The following is an 18,236-nucleotide window of genomic DNA, read 5'->3' on the forward strand; positions in this document are numbered from 1 at the left end:
GGCGGGCCACGGTCTCGGTCCCGCCCCCGCCCCCCCCCCCTCGGGCGGGGGGGGGGGGGCCGGGCGCCCCCGCCCCCCCCCACCACACCGGCTCACCCCCGGCGGGCCACGAACAGGTGCAACCCGGTGGCGGCGAGCGGGTGATCATCGCCCGGCAGCGTGAACATCGGGTCCAGGCCCGCCTCGCTCAGCACCTTGAGCCACTCCTCGCGGGTGAGGAACACCCGGTCCCCGGCGTCGCGCGGATCGCCGGGATCGAGCCGCGGCCCGCCGGTTCGCGGCGACATCAGGAACTGCATCGAGGTCAGGATGGCGGGCATCTCCCGGCAGGTCTCCACGAAGACGAACAGACCGCCCGGCGCCAGCAACCGGCCGAGTGCGGCGACCGCGTCCGGTGCGTGGCGGGCGTTGTGGAGCACGTTCGCCGACAGCAGCACGTCCTGAGAGCCCGGCGGCACGCCCTGGCCGGCCGGGCCGGCGTTGATGTCGAAGAACGCGAACCGCACCCCGGGCCGGTCACCGAAACGTTCCTGCCCCAGTGACAGGAAATAGCGCGACACGTCGGTGAACAGGTAGTCGATGTCCTGGCCGGTCAGCGCCCGCAGCGCGTCCACCGTCGTGCCACCGACCCCCGCGCCCAGCTCCAGCACCCGCAGCGGCTCCGCCCGTCGTCCGGCCGCCCAGCGCAACGTCTCTCCGGCGGCGGCGTTGAGGTAGCGGTTGACGGTGTTCTCCCGGTACGCGCCATCGGCTGTGCTCATGTCGTCGCCGGCGAACAGCAGCGCCTGTACCGGCACCTCGTCGCGCAGCAGTTCGGGCAGCCGGTTCATGGCGGCCAGCAGGAACCGGGTCGTTTCCGCCGGATAGCCGATCGAGGCGCCGTCGGCCTCCAAGCCCCGGCCCGCCGCGACGACCTCGTCCCTGCGCACCTTGCGCAATCCGTGGAAGCGGCCCTGCGCGTCGCGACGCAGCAGCCCTTCGCGCGTGAGCGCCTCCAGCCAGCGGCGCAGGACCCACCCGTGCCGCTCAGCCACCTTCAGCGCGTCCATGATCTCGCCGGCCGTGGCGCCGTCCCTGATCAACCCGGCCGGACGCAGGGTGCACGCCATCGCCAGCAACGCCGCCTCGTCCAGCCGGTGCAGGAAGCCCGGCAGCCGCGCGGCGTCCACGTTCGCGACCGCCTCGGCGGCCCGCGCGGCGGCGCGTCGCCGTATGTCCGCGTTCCCGTCCTGATCCTCGCCGGTCTCGGTGGCGGGTGGCTCGACCACGACGGCGATGTCGCGGTGGGAGGGCACCGACCGGCGCAGGACGGAACGCGAGATCTCCTGGAGCCGGCGGTGGGTGAACGCGATGAACGGGTCGTGCGCCGTCCCGCCCACGAGCTCGTGCACCGGCCGGGCCGCCGCGTCGGCCGGGCCGGCCACGCCCAGCGTCGCCGGGTCGCCGGGATCGGCCACCACCGCGGCGCCGGGACCGGCCGCGGCCCGCAGCCGGGACGGCGCCACCGCTCCCGGCCGATCGGGCCCGAGCACGGCGTTGGGGATGCCGCGCACGTGCACCGGCTCACCCGACAGCAGGGCCGTCAGCGCGCCGAGACGGTCGTCGCCGGGCAGCGACGTCCAGTCCACCTCCTTCGGCACGGGAGGCGGGCCGGCGTCCACCCGCAGCACCGCGTCGAAGCGGTAACGGGTCAGCTCCGTGTCGTCGGTCATGGTCTTGGGATGGACCCGCAACCGGGCGGTCCGCCCGCTGTCCCGGGCCAGGTCCGCGGCCAGCCGCGCCAGTAGCGGCGGGTCGAACAGCAATTCCTCGTCGCGGGCGGCGCGGTCCGCGGCCCGCCGCGTGATCTCGCCGGCGGCGGTGGACGGGGTGGTGGCTTCCTCCACCCAGCGGGCGTAGGCGTGCAGCAGCCGGGAGTCGCGGACGTCACCGACGATCACCGAGCCGCCCGGCGCGACCAGTCCCATCACGTCGCCCAGCACCACCCGCAGGTAGCCCACGCCGGGGAAGCACTGGGTGACGGAGTTCAGCACCACGCAGTCGGGACGGCCTCCGGGTGCGCCGATCTCCTCGAGCGCGGCGCGGACCGCGGGGGTGTTCGCCTCGTGGGCCGCCGCCCGCACGATCGCGGTCCGGGGAAGGCGGCGGGCACGGAGGGCGGCGACGGCGGCGGCAGAGACATCGGTGCCCACGTAGCCCTCGACGTGATCGAGCAGGCGGTGCATCAGCAGCCCCGTGCCGCTGCCGAGTTCCAGGATCCAGCGCGGACCGGTGCCGAGCACCAGGTCGACGGTGTGATCGATCCACTCGCGCATGTGGGCGACGGGCAGCGGGCGGCCCGTGTCGGATGCGCGCCAGCCGGACAGGTCCAGGTCGGGGGCGTGCCGGGCGTCGTCGTGCGTGTAGGTCCAGTCGTAGACCTCGCCCCAGTGTTCCAGGTACTCGGTGACCAGGCCGCCGACGGGCCGGATGGTCAGGGCGGAGTGGTCGGGGCGGACGTGCAGGCGACCGTCGGCGCCCGGCCGGGCTTCGCCGATCCAAGGGTGGGCGAGCAGGGTCAAGGCCGCTTCGGCGAGCGGGGATTGCGGATCAGGGTGCACGGGTGTGGGTCTCCGTTCCGATGGCTTCAAGGGACAGCCGGTGGCCCGCCAGGTACAGCACGCGGTCGGCGCGGGCCGCGACCTCGCGGTCATGCGTGACCAGCAACACGGCCAGACCGCCGGCGCGCAGGCGTTCCAGCAGGCCCAGCAGCCTGGCGGCGGTCACGCCGTCCAGCGCTGAGGTGATCTCGTCGGCGAGCAGCACGGTGGGGCCGGCGGCGAGCGCGCGGGCGAGCGCGACGCGCTGCCGCTGCCCGCCGGACAGTTCCCCCGGTCTGCGGACGGCCACGGCCGGGTCGAGCCCGACCTGCCGGAGCAGCCGCGGCACTTCGGCGTAGGCGTGGGCGCGGGGGAGCCGGCGAAGGACGCGCGCGGGCCGGGCGAGCGCCGTCGCCACGCGGTGGGCGGGATTGAGCGCCCCGGCCGGGTCCTGGCCGACGAGCTGCACGGCCCGCAGCGCCGTACGGGGCCGCCGGTCCAGCGGCCAGACGAGGGGAAGCCCGCCGGACCACAGGCCGCCCGCCTCGGGAGGCAGCAGGCCGGCCAGCGCGCGCAGCAGGGTGCTCTTCCCGGCGCCGGACGGCCCGAGGATCGCGACCAGCTCGCCCGGCCACAGGGTCAGCCCGGCGCCGGCCAGCAGCGTCTCGCCGCCTCGCGCCAGCCGCACCCCCTGCATCTGGAGCACCGGCTGCTCGCCGCGAGCGGGTCGCGCGGCCAGGAGAGCGGAGCCGGGGGCCGCGATGTCAGGCAGGGCGATGGACGAGAGAGCGGGGGCGCGCTCCGTGGTGTCCGGAGCTCCGGCGATCGAGGGATCCGGGTCGAGGCCCGTGGCGTGCCGCACGCCTACGGGTGCGGAAGCCGGGGCAGAGCCCGTGGTCGGCGGGGGGCTCGTGGGCGGTGCGCCGATGGTCAGGACGCGGTCGGCGACGCGGGACACGAACTCCGCGTCGTGGGAGATCACGAGGGTCACCGACCGGCCGTCGCCGCGGCGCCGTCCGATGGCCTGGACGACCAGGTCGAGGGCGGCGGGGTCGAGCCCGCTGGTGGGCTCGTCCAGCACCAGCAGGCCGGGTTCGCCGAGCAGGGCGCGGGCGAGCGCCACCCGCTGAGCCTGGCCGCCGGACAGCTGGTGGGGCCGGCGGTGCCACAGCCGGTCGGCGTCCAGGCCGAGCGCCGTCAGCATGGCCCGCACGTCGGCCGGCCGGCGAGAACGGTCCTCACCGGCCAGGGCGCCCACGCCGAGCAGCGGATTCAGGGAGCCGGCCGGGTCCTGGTCGAGCAGGCCGGCGTGCGCCCTGCGCCACCGTCGCGCGGCCCGCCCAGGGCGTACCGGGCTCCCGCGCCAGGTGACGACGCCGTCCGTCCTGCGCAACCCGGGACCGAGGATGTCGAGCGCGGCCCGGACGAGCGTGGTCTTCCCGCCGCCGGACGGGCCCGTGATGGCGACGACCTCTCCGGGACCGGCGTGCAGGGCGCCTCGCGTGACGATCGGCCGCCCGCGGCCGTCGGCGACGGTGAGCCCCGCGACCTCCAGCACGGCGCCCCCGGCCGTCCGCCCGGCCCGGGCCGCGGAGGGGTTGTCGCGCCCGGCGGGCACGGAGAGGTCGTGCCTGCCGGGCACTAAGGGGTTGTCGCGCCTGGCCCGGGGCACGGTGCGCGGGCCGGGCGAGGCGCCGAGCGCGGCCGACAGCAGCAGGGACGCCAGGGCGAGCACGGTGAGCGCGGCGGCCGGGGCCACCAGGGCCGCCGGATTGAGCGTCGCGCCCGGCAGGTTCTCCCGCAGCATCGATCCCCAGTCGGGCGCCGGCGGCTGCGGCCCCAGGCCGAGCATGCCGAAGGCGGCGGCCAGCTGCACCGCCATGACGAAGCGGAGCACCACGTCCGCCGAGGCCAGCCCCGCCACCGACGGCAGGATCTCCCGCACGACGATCGAGACGGCCGTCTCACCCCGGCAGCGGGCCGCCTCCACGTAGCCGGTGTGGCGGGTCTGCCGTACCAGGTCGCGCACCATCCGCAGGCCCAGCGGTGCGCCGCCGCACACCGTGCCGGCGACCACGGCGGCCGGCGCCGGCAGGGCGACGGCGAGCACCAGCGCCGTCAGCATGAACGGCGCGGCCAGCAACAGGTCGGCCAGCGCCGTCAGCCACCGCCCGGTCCGCCCGCCCGCCCAGCCGGCGACCAGCCCGCCCGCGACGCCCGCGAGAGCGGCCGTCATGGCCGCGACCAGCGCCGTCAGCGTGAGGTCGCGGCCCCCCGCCAGCACGCGCGACAGCACGTCACGCCCGGCCGCATCGGTGCCGAGCGGCCGGGCGGCGCCGGGCGGCGCCCACGGCATGCCGATCGACGCGGCCGGATCGTGCGGCGCGAAAGCACCGCCGCACACAGCCGCCAGCACGGTCACCGCCGCCAGCCCCGCCGCCAGCCCCGTGGCCGCCCCGTCACGCCGGCGCACGGACACCTCCCCGTTCCTGATCCGACCACGCGCCGAGCACGTCCGCGACCGCCGACCCGGTCAGCACCACCACGGCGGCGAGCATCGCCACGGCCTGCACCACGGGGGTGTCACGGGTGCCGATCGAGCTGACCAGCAGCTCTCCCAGGCCGGCGTAGCCGAACATCATCTCGATCACCGCGGTCGCCGCGACCAGCGCGCCCCCTGTCATGGCCAGCACCCGCACGGCCGGAGCCAGCAGGAAGGGCGCCACGTGCCGCAGCGCCACCCGGTGGCGCGGCAGGCCGCGCGCCACCGCGTCCCGTACGTGCGGGCGCCGCACCGTGTCGGCCACCGCGCCGCCGAGCAGTCCCGCGCCGAACGCGGCGGCCGGCACCGCGAGCGAGAGCGCCGGGAGCGTCAGCCGCTCCACGTCGAACACCGGCGCGTCCGCGGCGGGCAGCAGCGACACCGGCGGCAACCAGCCCAGCACCACGGCGAACACGACGATCAGGCCGGTCGCGAACACCACCTGCGGGACCGCCGCCACCGCCGTCACCACGGTCGACAGCGGCTCGCGCCATCGCGGCGCCGCCGTGCCGACCAGCCAGGCCAGCAGCAGCGTCAGCGGAACGGCCACCGCCAGCGCACAGCCCGCCAGGGTGAGCGTGGCGGGCAGCCGCTCGGCGACGATCTGGGCGACCGGCCGGTCGGTGACGAGCGAGGTGCCCGCCTCGCCCCGGCACAGCCCCGCCAGCCAGGACAGATAGCGCTGCCAGGCGGGAACGTCCAGCCCGAGCTCGGCCCGCAGCCGTTCGAGCTGCTCGGCGCCGGCCCGGCCCCCGGTACGGCTCCGCGCCGCGTCCGAGGGCAGCAGCTCCGCCGCGCAGAACACCAGCACCGACACCGCGACGAGCAGGACCAGCGCCCGTGCCAGCGCCACACCGGCGACACGTGTCATCACCCGTCCAGCCGGACCTGCTCGATGAAGGCCAGGTCGAACCCGGGTCCGTCAGGCAGGCCGGAGACGCGCGACGAGGTCAGGTCGAGGCCGTCGCCGAGACCCCACACCACGTATCCGCCCTCCTCACGCAGTTCGCTCTGGAGCTTTCCGAGCGCCTTCCGCCGGCGCGTCTCGTCCTCGATCGCCATCGCCTCGTCGTAGGCGGCGTCCCACTCGGGGCGGTGCCAGGCGGTCTCGTTGGTGGGGGAGCCGCTGAGCAGGGAGACGCGGGCGACGTCGGTGAACGGGATGCCGCCGAAGAAGCCGGTGTAGAAGTCGCTCTGGGCGAACACCTTCGTCCAGTAGGTGTCCGGCGGCTCGGTGGTCACCCGCACGGTGATGCCTGCCTCGCCGAGCTGACCGGCGAACAGCGTGGCGGCGGTGTCCATCCCCGGGTAGGAGGTGGTGGTGGCCAGCTCCAGGACCAGGCCGTCGGCGTGCCCGGCCTCCTTGAGCAGTTCCTTGGCGCGGGCGACGTCCCTCGCCCGCTGCGGCACGCCGGTCGGGCTGGAGGGATCGGCCGGGGTCAGCAGGTCGTTGCCGAGCTTCCCGTACCCCAGGAAGACCTTGTCCAGCAGTTCCCGGCGATCGGTCGCGAGTTTGATCGCCTCCCGCACGCGGGGATCGTCGAACGGCTTGCGATCCAGCCGCATCACGAACGGGTACATGGTGACGGCCGGGCGGTGCACGACCTTCAGGTTCGGGTTCCCCGAAACCTGGCGGACGGCGGCGGGGCTGACGCTGCTCGCCACATCCGCCTGACCGGAGATCACCGCCTGGGCGCGGGCCTGCGGGTCCGGTACGGCCATGAGCTCGATCCGCGGCGTCGGCGGCGGGTCGCCCCACCACCGGTCGTTGCGTTCGAGCACGGCCCGCTGCGCGTTCCCGCCGGTCATCCGGTACGGTCCGGAGCCGGTCACGGGGCGGTCGAAGGCGGTGGTGCCCTCGGGGACCACGAACGTGAACGACGCCAGCGCCCGCGGCACCTCGGCGTACGGCTTGACGGTGACGAGTTCGAGGGTGTGCTCGTCCACGACCCGGGAGGCGTCCATGTCGAACATCGCCATCCGGCCGAAGTTCTCGGCGGCCTTGTCCGCGATGCGGCGCAGCGAGAACAGCACGTCCGCCGCCCGCACGGGCCGGCCGTCGGTGAAGGCCACGCCTTGGCGCAGCCGGATCGTCCACGTCGTGAGCTTGTCGTCGGCCTCGAAGGAGGTGGCCAGCCGCGGCTCCAGGGTGCCGTCCGGCTGGAGGGTCGCCAGGACGTCGTACATCAAGGCGAAGCGGGTCAGGTCGGACTGGTTGCCGACTCCGCCGTGCGGATCGTAGATCGCGGTGGCGGGGGCGCCGACCGCGACGTACCGCAGCGTCTGGACGGTCTGACCCGCCGGGGCGGCGGAGCCGCCGGCATCGCCGCCGCATCCGGCCGTCACCATGGCCAGACCGAGCGCGAGAGCGCCGAGGCGTGCGGGCAGGGAGATCATCAAAGGGTTTCCGTTTCTCGTGCGGTTCGGTCAGTGCCGGGCGAGCACCCGGTTGATCAGCTCAGCGAGCCGGGTGACGGCGGGCGGGCGCAGCACGCCGTAGTGGTCGGTGTCCAGCCCGTGGATCTCCAGCGGGCCGGCCAGGTGGCGGCCCCAGCCGAGGTCGGGCAGGTCCGGCGGGGTGTCGTCCACGCCCATGCCGATGCCGGAGTTGCGCGACGCCCGCCGCTCCGCCCGGACCAGCAGGGTGGTCGCGGCCGGGTCGGCCAGCCACCGGGGCGTGTGGGCGCCCAGGCCGCGCAGGTGGCGGGCGAAGACGGCGACCCGTTCCCGGGGATCCTCGCCGCGGCCCAGGAGCCGGTGCGCCCGCAGCCGCGCCGCGACCGTCTCCCACCGCTCATCGGCAGGTGTCGCGAGCAGCGCCGCACGCTCCTCCGGCGTGCCGACGCCCAGGTCGAGCCCGAGGTACGCCTCGAACGCGCCGAGCTGCCGTGCGGCCGCCTCGGCCATCTCGTCGCCGGGCAGCGGCGTGATGTAGGTCGGGTCGTTGGAGTCGACCATCAGCAGCAGCCCGACGGCGGCGCCGTCCTCGTGCAGCTGACAGGCCACCTCCTGGCCGAGGCTGCCGCCCATCGACCACCCGCCGAGCAGATAGGGCCCGTGCGGGCGGTGCCGCCGGATCGCCTCCCGGTAGCGGCGGGCCAGTCCGGGCAGGTCGTCCGGGGCGGGTGCCCCGGCCAGCGCGGGGTCGGTGAGCGCGACGATCGCGAACCGCTCGTCGAGCAGCCGCGACAGCTCGGCGTAGCACAGCACGTCGCCGCCGGACGGGTGGAGGAGGAACAGGGTCCGGTCGCCCGTGCCCTCCCGCATCGGCACCACGAGGTCGTCGTGGTCACCGGACACGGCGGCCGGCTCGCCCCGCGCCGGAGGAACGACGCTCTCGTCCCACGCCGAGGGCTCGATGGCCAGGCGGCGCACCCGGGCCGCGTACCGGGCGAACATCTCGTCCACCTCCGCGTCCGGCAGCAGCCCGGCGACGGCATCCCACTGCAGCAGCAACTCCTCGCGCTGCACCAGCACCTGGTGGTCCAGCCACGTCTGCGGGGTCTGGCTGAGGGCGTGCACCTGCTCGCCCACCCACTGCAGGTCGGGCCGGCCGCCGACGAGGTCCTCCAGGCCCAGGGCGCTGGTGAACACCACGGGCACGGAACCGGCGCGGCCCTGCCCGGAGGCGCGTTCGGCGAGGAAGTCCAGCGCCGAGTAGGCGCGGTGGTCGAGGTCGGAGAAGAGCCGGTGCTGGGTCCGCTCCGCCTGCTCGGCGAACGTCCCGGCCGTCCGCCGGTCCACTTCGTGCAGCAGCAGCGAGGTGAAGTCGCCGACGACCCTCTCGACGTCGGGGTGAATCGGCGGGCGGTCGAACAGCGTGAGCGTGAGGGCGAAGTGCTCGCTCCCCGACCACGTCGCCAGCGTCTCGGCGTAAGCGGTCAGCAGGACGGCGGCGGGGGTCAGCCTGCGCCGGGCCGCCTCCCGCGTGAACTCCGTCCACTGCCCGGCCGTCAGCCGCGCGGTGCGGCGGACGAACCGCGGAGCACCGTCGGGCACGGTGACGGGCAGCGGTGCGGGGCCGGGCAGCGTGTCCAGCCGGGCCCGCCAGTAACCGGCGGCGCGCCGCCAGTCGTCGCCCGCGCGGGCCCGTTCCAGGGCGCGCACGCAGGCGGCGAAGTCGATGCCCGGCTCGGGCAGCGGGGTGCCCGGGCGCTCGTAGAAGTGGCGAACCTCCCGATCGATGATCCAATAGCTGCCGGCGTCGCAGACCAGCACGTCCACGCCGATGAACAGCCGTACCCGTCCCTCCGGCAGCAGGGCGGCCTGGATCTGCACCAGCGGCCAGCGATCGGCCGGCCCCGGATCACGGGAGATCCGCTCACGCAGCCGCGCCAACCGCTCGGCCGCGGCCGTCGCGCCGGCTTCCCTCAGGTCGTGCACCCGGATCCGGTACGGAGGCACGTGGTCGAGGACCTTCAGCCGCCCCTGGCGGATGACGATCGCGCGCAGCATCGCGTGCCTGGCGATCACCTCCCGCCAGGCGCGCTCGTACCGGGCAAGGTCCAGGTCCGGACACTCGTACTCCAGGTAGAACTGGCAGGCTATGTCGCCCAGCGCGTAGCCGCCCTCGCGGCCCACCCAGTAGGCGTGCTGGACGCGGGTCATGGGGAAGGTGCCGTCCGTGTCCTCCTCGCGTGCCGTTGTGACCTCGGGCTCGGCAGGCCGGACCGGCTCGCGGACGGTCAGCAGCCTGGCGAGCGCGCCGACCGTGGGGTTGGCGATCAGGTCCCGCAGCCGCAGCCGCACCCCGTGCGATTCCCGCAGCAGGGCGAGAATCCGGGTGGCCAGCAGGGAGTGCCCGCCGAGGGCGAAGAAGTCGGCGTCGGCGGAGGTCACCGGCACGCCCAGCAGCTCCGTCCACAGCTCGGCCACCGTCCGCTCGGCGGGGGTGAGCGCGCTCTCCTGCCCGGGGCCGGCGCCCTGCCGCGGTGGCGGGGTGTAGGCGGCCTGGGCGGCGCGTTCGCGCAGGTCGGTGGTGGAGACCGCGACCACGGGCGGGCGGGTGCGGCGGCGGGTCACGATCCGGTCCAGCGCCGCCATCCCGGTCCGGGCCCCGAGCGCGAACGCCAGCCGCACCGTCCGCTCCGTCCCGGCGGGGCCGACCTTCCAGGCGTCCCACACCACGCTGACCCATCGGCTCGCACCGGTGCCGGTCTCGGCTTCGGCCAGGGCGTCCAGGTAGCGGTTGGCCGCGCAGTACGGTCCCATGCCGATGCCGCCGACGAGGGTGCCCGCCGAGGACATCAGCACCACGTCGCGGGGCCTGCGCTCGGCCGCGATCCGCTCGACCGCCTCGCGCAGCGCGAGCGCTCCGGCGATCTTGGCGTGCACGTGCTCCGTGACCTGGCCGGGGCCGGCCGCGCGCAGCAGGCGCAGATCGGCGGTCGCCACCACGCCGGCCGCGTGCACGACCAGGTCGATCGGCCCTTCGGCCGACAGCTCCGCGATCAGCGCGGCCGTGCCCTCGGTGTCGGCGGCGTCCAGCCGCCGGACGTCGACGGGCAGTCCTTCCTCGGCCAGCGCGCGCAGGGACGAAGCGCGGCTTCGGGCGGCGGGATCGGCGTCGCCGGGGGAGGGCCGCCCGCTCCGGGAGGTCACCACCACGCGCATCCCCTTACGGGCCAGATGAGCGGCGGCGGTGAGTCCGACGTCGCCGAGCCCTCCGATGATCAGCGCCGTGCCGCCCGCGGAGGCGTCCGGGGCCGGTGCGGGCCGCCACGGGCTGATCGCCCGCAGCCAGCGTGCGCCGCCGCGTAAGGCCGGCTCGGCTCCCGAGTGCTCGGTGACGAGGAGGTCGGCGAGTTCGGCGGGCACCGCCTCGGCCAGGTCGGTGTGCTCGTCCACGTCCAGCACGCGCCAGCGCACACCCGGCTGCTCCTGGGCGATGACCCTGGGCAGGGCGTGCAGCGCCGCGGTGGCGGGATCGGGCCGGTCGGCGCCGGTGACCCGCTGCGCTCCCCGGGTGACCTGCAGGAGCACCTGGGCTGACCGCTCTCCGGTGAAGAACCTCTCGGCCAGCCGGGCATGCGTCAGCACACCGTCGGTCACCGCCTCGGGATCGGCGCGGTGCGTGGTCCACCGGCCGGCGAGCACCACCACGCCCGTCCACTCGGTGCCGGGACACTCGTCCGCGCGTGCCGCGGGGATCGCCTGGGCACCGGCCGCGGACAGCGACTCGACTACGGCGGTGACCTCGGCTTCGTCGTCGCCGGCCACCGCCCACCGGCCGTCCGGCGCGGCCGCCGGATCGAGGGGGGCGACCTGCGTCCAGACGGGGATCTGCAGCGGCTCGTCCTCGTCCGGCTCCTGCGCCGCGGTGACGGATCGGGCGGGCTGCTCGGGTGGATCGATCCACAGCCGCCGCCGCAGGAACGCCTGCCCCGGCAGCGCGACCCGCCGGCGCCGGTGGTGCATCGCCGCGAAGTCGGGCTCCACGCCGTGCGTCCACAGCCGGCCGGCCGTTTCGCGAAGGGCCGCCAGATCGCTGTCGTCCCGGTCGGTCGCCAGCGTGGTCAGCGCCGCCCGCAGCCGCGGCAGGCGGTGGGCCCGGGTCAGGGCCGCCAGCGCCCCGCCGGGCCCGACGTGAAGGAGCACGACCGGCGGCCCTGCGGCCGGGTCCACGGCCGTGCGCAGCGCCTGGGAGAACCGCACCGGCTCACGGAGCTGCCGCACCCAGTGGCCCGCCGTGCACAGCTCCGTGGACACCGCTTCCCCTGTCAGCGTGCTGACCATCGGCACCGCCGGTGTGGCGGCGGCCAGCCCCGTCGCGGCCGCCTCCAGCCGGGGCAGGGCCGGTTCGACGAGCCGCGAGTGCGCCGCCCCGTCGAACCGTAGCCGAGCCGGCTCGTGTCCGGCGTCCCTCAGCGTCTTCTCCAGCGCCGCCACAGCCGGCTCCGGGCCGGAGACCACGCACGCGTCGGGGGCGTTCAGCGCCGCCAGGTCGATGTCCGGATGGCGGCGCAGCAGGTCGCGGGCCTCGTCCTCACCGAGCGGCACGGAGAGCATGGCGCCGTCGCCGGCGGCTTCGGCCATGGCCAGGGAACGGACGGCGACGAGCCGTACCGCGTCCGGCAACGGCAGCGCTCCGGCGACCACGGCCGCGGTGTACTCGCCGAGGCTGTGCCCGAGGACCACGTCGGGGCGTACCTCCCAGGTCTCCAGCAGCCGGGCCGTCGCCAGGCTGACCGCGAACAGAGCCGGCAACCCCGGCACCGGCCCGCGTACGTCGTCCTCCGCGCCGCGGATGACCCCGCGGATGTCACGGCCCAGGTGGGCGGAGAACAGCTCGGCGCACTCGTCCACGCACGCGGCGAACGCCGGCTCGGCGTCGTACAGGGTGGCGCCCATGCCGGCACGGGCGCTGCCGCCACCGGGGAAGGCGAACACGAGCCGCGGCGGCACGTCGGGCACGGCGACCGGCGCCGCATCGCGCAGCGCGGCCACGAGGCTCCCGTCCTCGGCGACCACGCTGACCCGATGACGCTGGTGGCGACGGCCCTGCTGCAGCGTGTACGCCAGGTCCGCCGGCGGCAGGGCGGGCGTGCTCTGCGCCCAGGCGGCCAGATCGGCGACCGTCTGCTCCAGGGCCTCGGGGGTGTGCGCCGACAGCACCACGGGGTGCGGCCGGTGGTCGGCGGGCGGCTGGGGCCGCTCGGGCGCGGGCCCGACGACGACGTGGGCGTTGGTGCCGCCGATGCCGAACGAGCTGACCCCGGCCAGCTCGGGACCGTCCCACCGGCGCGTACGGCTCACCACCTCGAACGGCGACCCCGCCAGTCCGAGCAGCTCGTTGACGGGCTCCGCATGCAGCGAGGCGGGCAGCACGCCATGCCGGATCGCCAGCACCGTCTTGATGAACGACGCGATCCCGGCCGCGGAGTTGGCGTGCCCGAGATTGCTCTTGACCGAGCCCAGCCCGCACCAGGCGGGGCCGGCGTCGCCGAACACCTGGCGCAGCGCGGCGACCTCGATCGGATCGCCCAGCCGGGTGCCGGTGCCGTGTGCCTCGACGTAGCCGATCTGACGGGGGTCGACGCGGGCGACCCCCAGGGCCTCGGCGACGGCGCGGGCCTGGCCACGTACCGAGGGGGCGGTCAGCCCCGTCTTGTCCGCTCCGTCGTTGTTGACGGCCGATCCGTGCACCACCGCGAGCACCGGGTCGCCGTCGTCCAGCGCGTCACGCAGCCGCCGCAGCACGACCGCGCCCACGCCCTGGCTGTAGACGATGCCGGTGCCCTCAGCGGAGAACGGGCGCACCTTGCCGTCCTCGGAGTAGATGCCGTCGGGAGTGGCCAGGTATCCCCGGCCCTGCGGGACGATCAGGGAGACGCCGCCCGCCAGCGCCGTGTCACACTCACCCGACAGCAGGGACTGCACGGCGAAGTGCACCGCGACCAGCGACGTGGAGCAGGCGGTGTTGACCGAGACCGCCGGGCCGGTCAGGTCCAGCCGGTAGGCGACCTGCGCGGGCAGGTAGTCGGTCTGCGTGGAGATGGCCGTCTGCAGGCTGCCGCCCGGATCCTCGCCGCCGCCGGTGGGGTCCCAGCGTCCGGACAGGTTGGCCGCCAGGTAAGCGCTCTGCGCCGCCCCGGCGAAGACCCCGACCGCTCCGGCGCCGCGGCCGCCTCCGTGCCCGGCCTGCTCGAGCGCCCGCCAGCAGATCTCCAGGAACAGCCGCTGCTGCGGGTCCATCAGCGCGGCCTCGCCGTCGGTGAGACCGAACGGCTCGGGATCGAACAGGTCCTGGCCCTCGATCAGCCCGGCCACCGGCACGTACGCGGGGTCGCGGCGCAGCCTGCCGGGCACCCCGCGCGCGGCCAGCTCGTCGTCGGTGAGCCACGTCAGACCTTCACGCTCTTCGGCCAGCAGCCGCCACAGTGCGTCCGCGTCGGGCGCGCCGGGGAAACGACAGGCCAGGCCGGTCACGGCGACCAGGTCGTCATGGGCGTTCATCGGGTGCCCTCCTCGGCCTTGAGCCGGGCCAGTCGCCTGGCCTGGGCCCGCCGCGTGACGTCGCCGTTCCCGGCCGGCGACGGAGGCGGGACCGCCGCGCGGCGTTCGGTGATGTGCAGCGCGAGCGCCCGGACCGTGGGGTGGTCGAACAGGTCCACGACGGTCAGGCGCGGGTCGAGCAGCTCGGTCAGCCGCACGTGGGCGCGGACCAGCGTCAGCGACGTGGCCCCGAGCCGGAAGAAGGGCACGCCCGGATCGACGTCCGCGCCGTCGAGCAGCTCGCTCAGCACCCGGCTCACCACCCGCTCCACCTCGGCGTCCGGCCGCACCGCCGCCGGCCTGCCGGGCGGCGCCGCGAGCCCGGCTCCGGCGTCCGGCACCGGCGTGCCGGACGGTGGCGCGGCCCCGGCCTGCGGTCCTGCCGGATGGGATCGGCCGGGCGGCGTGCCGGGGCCCTCCGTGTCCGGCGTGCCGGGCAGGACCGGCAGCTCGATCAGCGCGCCGCCGGCGGCCAGCCGCTCGCCGAGCGTCAGGCCGCCGGACGCCGCCGTGCGCAGGCGTTCCGCCCAGCCTCCGGCCGCGGCCATGGCGCGCGCCGGGGACAGCGTTCCGGCGGCGATCCGCACGGTGATCTCCAAGCCGTCCTCGACCGCCTCCCGGATCAGCGCGACGAAATCCGGCTCAGGAGCCGCCGGCGCGGGCGCGGGCGGAGCGGCCGCCTGGCGCCGGTAAGGGTTCGGCAGCGCCGTGTAGTCGATCTTGCCGTTGTCGGTGAGGGGGAACTCGTCCACCAGCACGAACCGGCTGGGCACCATGTAGTCGGGCAGGCGCTCGCGCAGGCGGGCGGCGATCTCCTCGTCGGCGGGCGGCCGTGCGGGATCGGCCGCGGCCACGTACGCCACCAGCCGTGGCCGGTCGTCCGGGCCGCGCACCGACAGCGCCACCGCGTGCTGAACGCCCTGGACGCGGCGCAGCACCGACTCCACCTCGCCCAGCTCGATCCGATGCCCGCGGATCTTGACCTGCCGGTCCATCCGGCCCAGGAACTCGATGGTGCCGTCGGAGCGCCAGCGTCCCAGGTCACCCGTGCGGTACAGGCGCCGGCGCAGGGCCGCGTCGGTGATGAAGCGCTCGTCGGTCTGCCGCGGGTCACCGACGTAGCCGCGCGCCAGCCCGTCCCCGCCGATGTGCAGCTCACCGGCTCGTCCCACCGGGCACGGGCGCCCTTGGTCGTCCAGGATGTGGAAACTCTGGCCGGGCAGCGCGCGGCCGTACGGGATGCTCGCCCAGGACGGAGACACCTCGCCGATGGGGTGGCAGATCGACCAGATCGACGCCTCCGTGGCACCGCCCAGGCTGATCACCTGGGCGTCCGGCGCCAGGGCACGGATGCGGTCGGGCAGCGTGACCGGGATCCAGTCACCCGACAGCAGGACCAGCCGGAGCGACGCGAGCGCCCGCCGGGCCCGGTCCGGGTCGATCTCGGCGTACTCGACCAGCATCTCCATCAGCGCCGGGGCGGTGTTCCACACCGTCACCCGATGGCGTTCCATGAGGTCGAGCCAGTGGCCGGGGTCGCGCCCGCGGGCGGCGTCCGGCAGGACGAGCGCGGCGCCCGCGCCCATCATCCCGAAGAAATCGTGGACGGACAGGTCGAAGCTGAAGGCCGACAGCGCCAGCACGCGATCCTCGGGGCCGACGGGGAACCTCTCGCTCATCGCGTCGATCGTCGTGCGCGCGGCCCTGTGCTGGATGCCCACGCCCTTGGGCCGCCCGGTCGAACCGGATGTGAAGATCACGTAAGCGAGGTCGTCCGGGCTCGGCCGGCGGACCGATGCCGGCGCCTCCTCCTTCTCCAGGTCGGGCAGCCGGTGCACGCTCACCGTGCCGGGCCAGGCGGCAGGCCCGCCATCCGGGGGCACCAGCGCGTGGCGGATGCCGGCCTGCTCGCAGACGGAGGCGATCCGCTCCCGCGGCCAGGCCGGTTCGACCGGCACGTATCCCGCGCCGCTCGCGCAGACACCGAGCAGGGCGGTCACCTGGTCGAGGCTCTGGGGGAAGGCGACCGCGACGAGATCGCCGGGGCCGACGCCCAGGGAGGCAAGGACGGCGCCGATGCGTTCCGCCCGCCCGGCCAACTCCCCATGGGTGAGGCCGCCGTCCGCGGCGAGCAGCGCGTGCCGGTCGGGCATGGCGCCGGCCACGGCGCGCAGGGGATCGGTCAGGAGGGGACCCACGTCCGAGCGGCCGTTCAGCGGCTCGTCGGTCAGGAACGACGGGTCCCAGCCGAGGGCGGGGTCGTGCCAGGCGCCGGGCTCGGCGGCCAGCCGGCGCAGCAGCCGGTGGTGCGCGTCGCGCATGCCTTCGACGAACCCGTCGGCGAACAGCCCCTCGACCGCGTCCCAGCAGATGCGCAGCCTTCCGTCCTCGTCGTGGACGATGTGGTCCAGAGCCACCTGAGGAGTCTGGGAGACACCGAAGACCTCCTCTCCCAGCCAGCTCGCCGGCGAGTCCTCCGGCGCCAGGCCGATGCCGCTGGTGAAGACCACTGGATGGTCGGGGGTGAGCCGGGCCGGCGTCGCGGCCGCACGCATCACCTCGACGGCCGAGACGGCACGGTGCTCCAGGTCGGTCCAGAAACGCCGGTTGACCTGAGCCGCGAAGTCCTCGAACCCCTTCCAGCGCCGCAGGTCCGCCCGCGGGAGCTCGACGAGGACCGTGGTGGTGAAGTCGCCGACGACGTGTGCCAGTTCGGGGTCGTCGGGGCGGTCGAACAGCGTGGTGTTCAGGCAGAATGCCTCGTCGGCGCCCCAACGGGCCAGCACCAGCCCGAACGCGGCGAGCAGCACCCCGGTGGGGCTCAGCCCGCGCCGTGCCGCCTGCTCCTTCAGCGCCTGCCATTCACCGCTGTCCAGCTCCGCGTACGTGCGATGGAACCGGTGAGCGTGCACGTGCGCCAGGTCCTTCGCCCACGGCAGGCGCGGGCCGGGCGGCAGCGACGCGGCCCGGTCCCTCCAATACTCCAGGTCGCGTTCCCGTCGTCGCGCCTCACCGGGATCGGTCTGCCGGCGGCGGACGACCTCGGCGAAGGTCGTCGGTATGGGGGGCAGTTCGGTGTCGGGATCGGCGACGAGCCGTCCCCATTCGGACATGATCTGCATCCACCCGCTCATGTCCAAGGCGAGGATGTCGGTACCGAAGAAGATCCGGGTGCGGCCGCCGGGCAGGAAGGCCGCCCGGACGTCGAACAGAGGCCACCGGTCGGCGGGACGCAGCTGGTGGGAACATTCGTGGCGCAGCCGGCGCACGCGCTCGCGCACCTCGTCCGGCCCTGCCCCGCGCAGGTCCTCGACGGCGATCTCGTACGGGCCGGCGTCCGGCAGGATGTGCTGGCGGCCCTGCCGGTCGACGATCATCCGCAACATGGGATGGCGTCGCACCAGCCGGTTCCATGCCCGCGTCAGGTTCGCCAGATCGGCCTCGGGATGGCCTGTCTCGCGGTCGTACTCCCGGTAGTAGTACGTGGCGACGCCACCCAGCGGGAAGGCCGGATCCCTGCCGATCCAGTAGGCGGTCTGCAAGGGGGTGAGGGGGAAGCCCTCCTCTCCGGTCGTTCCTTCCGGGTCGGCCATGCCGGCCGCGACGGTGCGGACCGTCGCGGCGCCGAGAAAGGCCGTCATCGGCAGGTCGAGGCCGAGATCGCGGAGCCGTCGACGCAGCCGGACGGCTGTGAACGACTCCAATCCCAACGTGGTCAGCGCGATGTCGGCGGCCACTTCCGCGGCAGGGAGCCCAAGGACCTCTGCGACGAGATCCGTGACGTCCTCAACGGATACGGGGGAGGGGGGCGCTTCCGGCATGGGTCTCCTCCAGATATACGCACGACGGCCAAGAGCAGCACAGTCTCACTCAGGTGTGCAGTGATAATCATTATCATGTTCTTTTGTCCGCCTCTAGGGCCTGCGCTCGCTATCGGCCTGTTTGGAGGAGAAATGTCGGCTTCGGGGGCCGCTGCGCAGCGTGAGCGGCACCTCCTCGACCGGAGCGCCGTCGCGGCCTCGCGCAGGTGAGCGCCTCGCACCTCCTGGTCGCCGAGGGCGCGAGCGCGGCTGGGATCGCCGTACCTCGAGTCAACACATACTCAACAAGTCCTCCACATG

The 18,236-nt window shown here is 75.0% G+C and carries 6 protein-coding genes; all 6 read right to left on the reverse strand.

Features of this window, described 5'->3' with window-relative positions; all coding sequences use genetic code 11:
- Window positions 1-92: 92 nt before the first annotated feature.
- Genes AB0K18_RS45520 through AB0K18_RS45545 form a run of 6 tightly spaced genes read right to left on the reverse strand, consistent with a single transcriptional unit; the run spans window position 93 to window position 17,936 of the window.
- Window positions 93-2,600, reverse strand: a complete 2,508-nt coding sequence (locus AB0K18_RS45520) for a methyltransferase (RefSeq protein WP_364927907.1) — start codon at window positions 2,598-2,600, stop codon at window positions 93-95.
- Window positions 2,590-5,052 carry an ATP-binding cassette domain-containing protein gene (locus AB0K18_RS45525; RefSeq protein ID WP_364927910.1) on the reverse strand — a complete coding sequence of 821 codons (2,463 nt, stop codon included), beginning with the start codon at window positions 5,050-5,052 and terminating at the stop codon, window positions 2,590-2,592. The genes AB0K18_RS45520 and AB0K18_RS45525 overlap by 11 nt, the downstream gene beginning before the upstream one ends.
- Window positions 5,039-5,992: an ABC transporter permease gene (locus AB0K18_RS45530; protein ID WP_364927913.1), complete on the reverse strand. Its 954-nt coding sequence runs from the start codon at window positions 5,990-5,992 to the stop codon at window positions 5,039-5,041. Before AB0K18_RS45530 ends, AB0K18_RS45525 begins: the two co-directional genes overlap by 14 nt.
- The gene (locus tag AB0K18_RS45535; RefSeq protein WP_364927916.1) at window positions 5,992-7,518 is read right to left on the reverse strand and encodes an ABC transporter substrate-binding protein; all 1,527 of its coding nucleotides are present in this window, start codon (window positions 7,516-7,518) and stop codon (window positions 5,992-5,994) included. The genes AB0K18_RS45530 and AB0K18_RS45535 overlap by 1 nt, the downstream gene beginning before the upstream one ends.
- 30 nt (window positions 7,519-7,548) lie before the next feature.
- Window positions 7,549-14,076: an SDR family NAD(P)-dependent oxidoreductase gene (locus tag AB0K18_RS45540; protein ID WP_364927918.1), complete on the reverse strand. Its 6,528-nt coding sequence runs from the start codon at window positions 14,074-14,076 to the stop codon at window positions 7,549-7,551.
- On the reverse strand, window positions 14,073-17,936 hold the full coding sequence (locus AB0K18_RS45545; RefSeq protein ID WP_364927921.1) for an amino acid adenylation domain-containing protein: 3,864 nt from the start codon (window positions 17,934-17,936) through the stop codon (window positions 14,073-14,075). Before AB0K18_RS45545 ends, AB0K18_RS45540 begins: the two co-directional genes overlap by 4 nt.
- Window positions 17,937-18,236: the final 300 nt, after the last annotated feature.

The sequence above is a fragment of the Nonomuraea sp. NPDC049421 genome (assembly GCF_040677005.1).
Classification (GTDB): Bacteria; Actinomycetota; Actinomycetes; order Streptosporangiales; family Streptosporangiaceae; genus Nonomuraea; species Nonomuraea salmonea.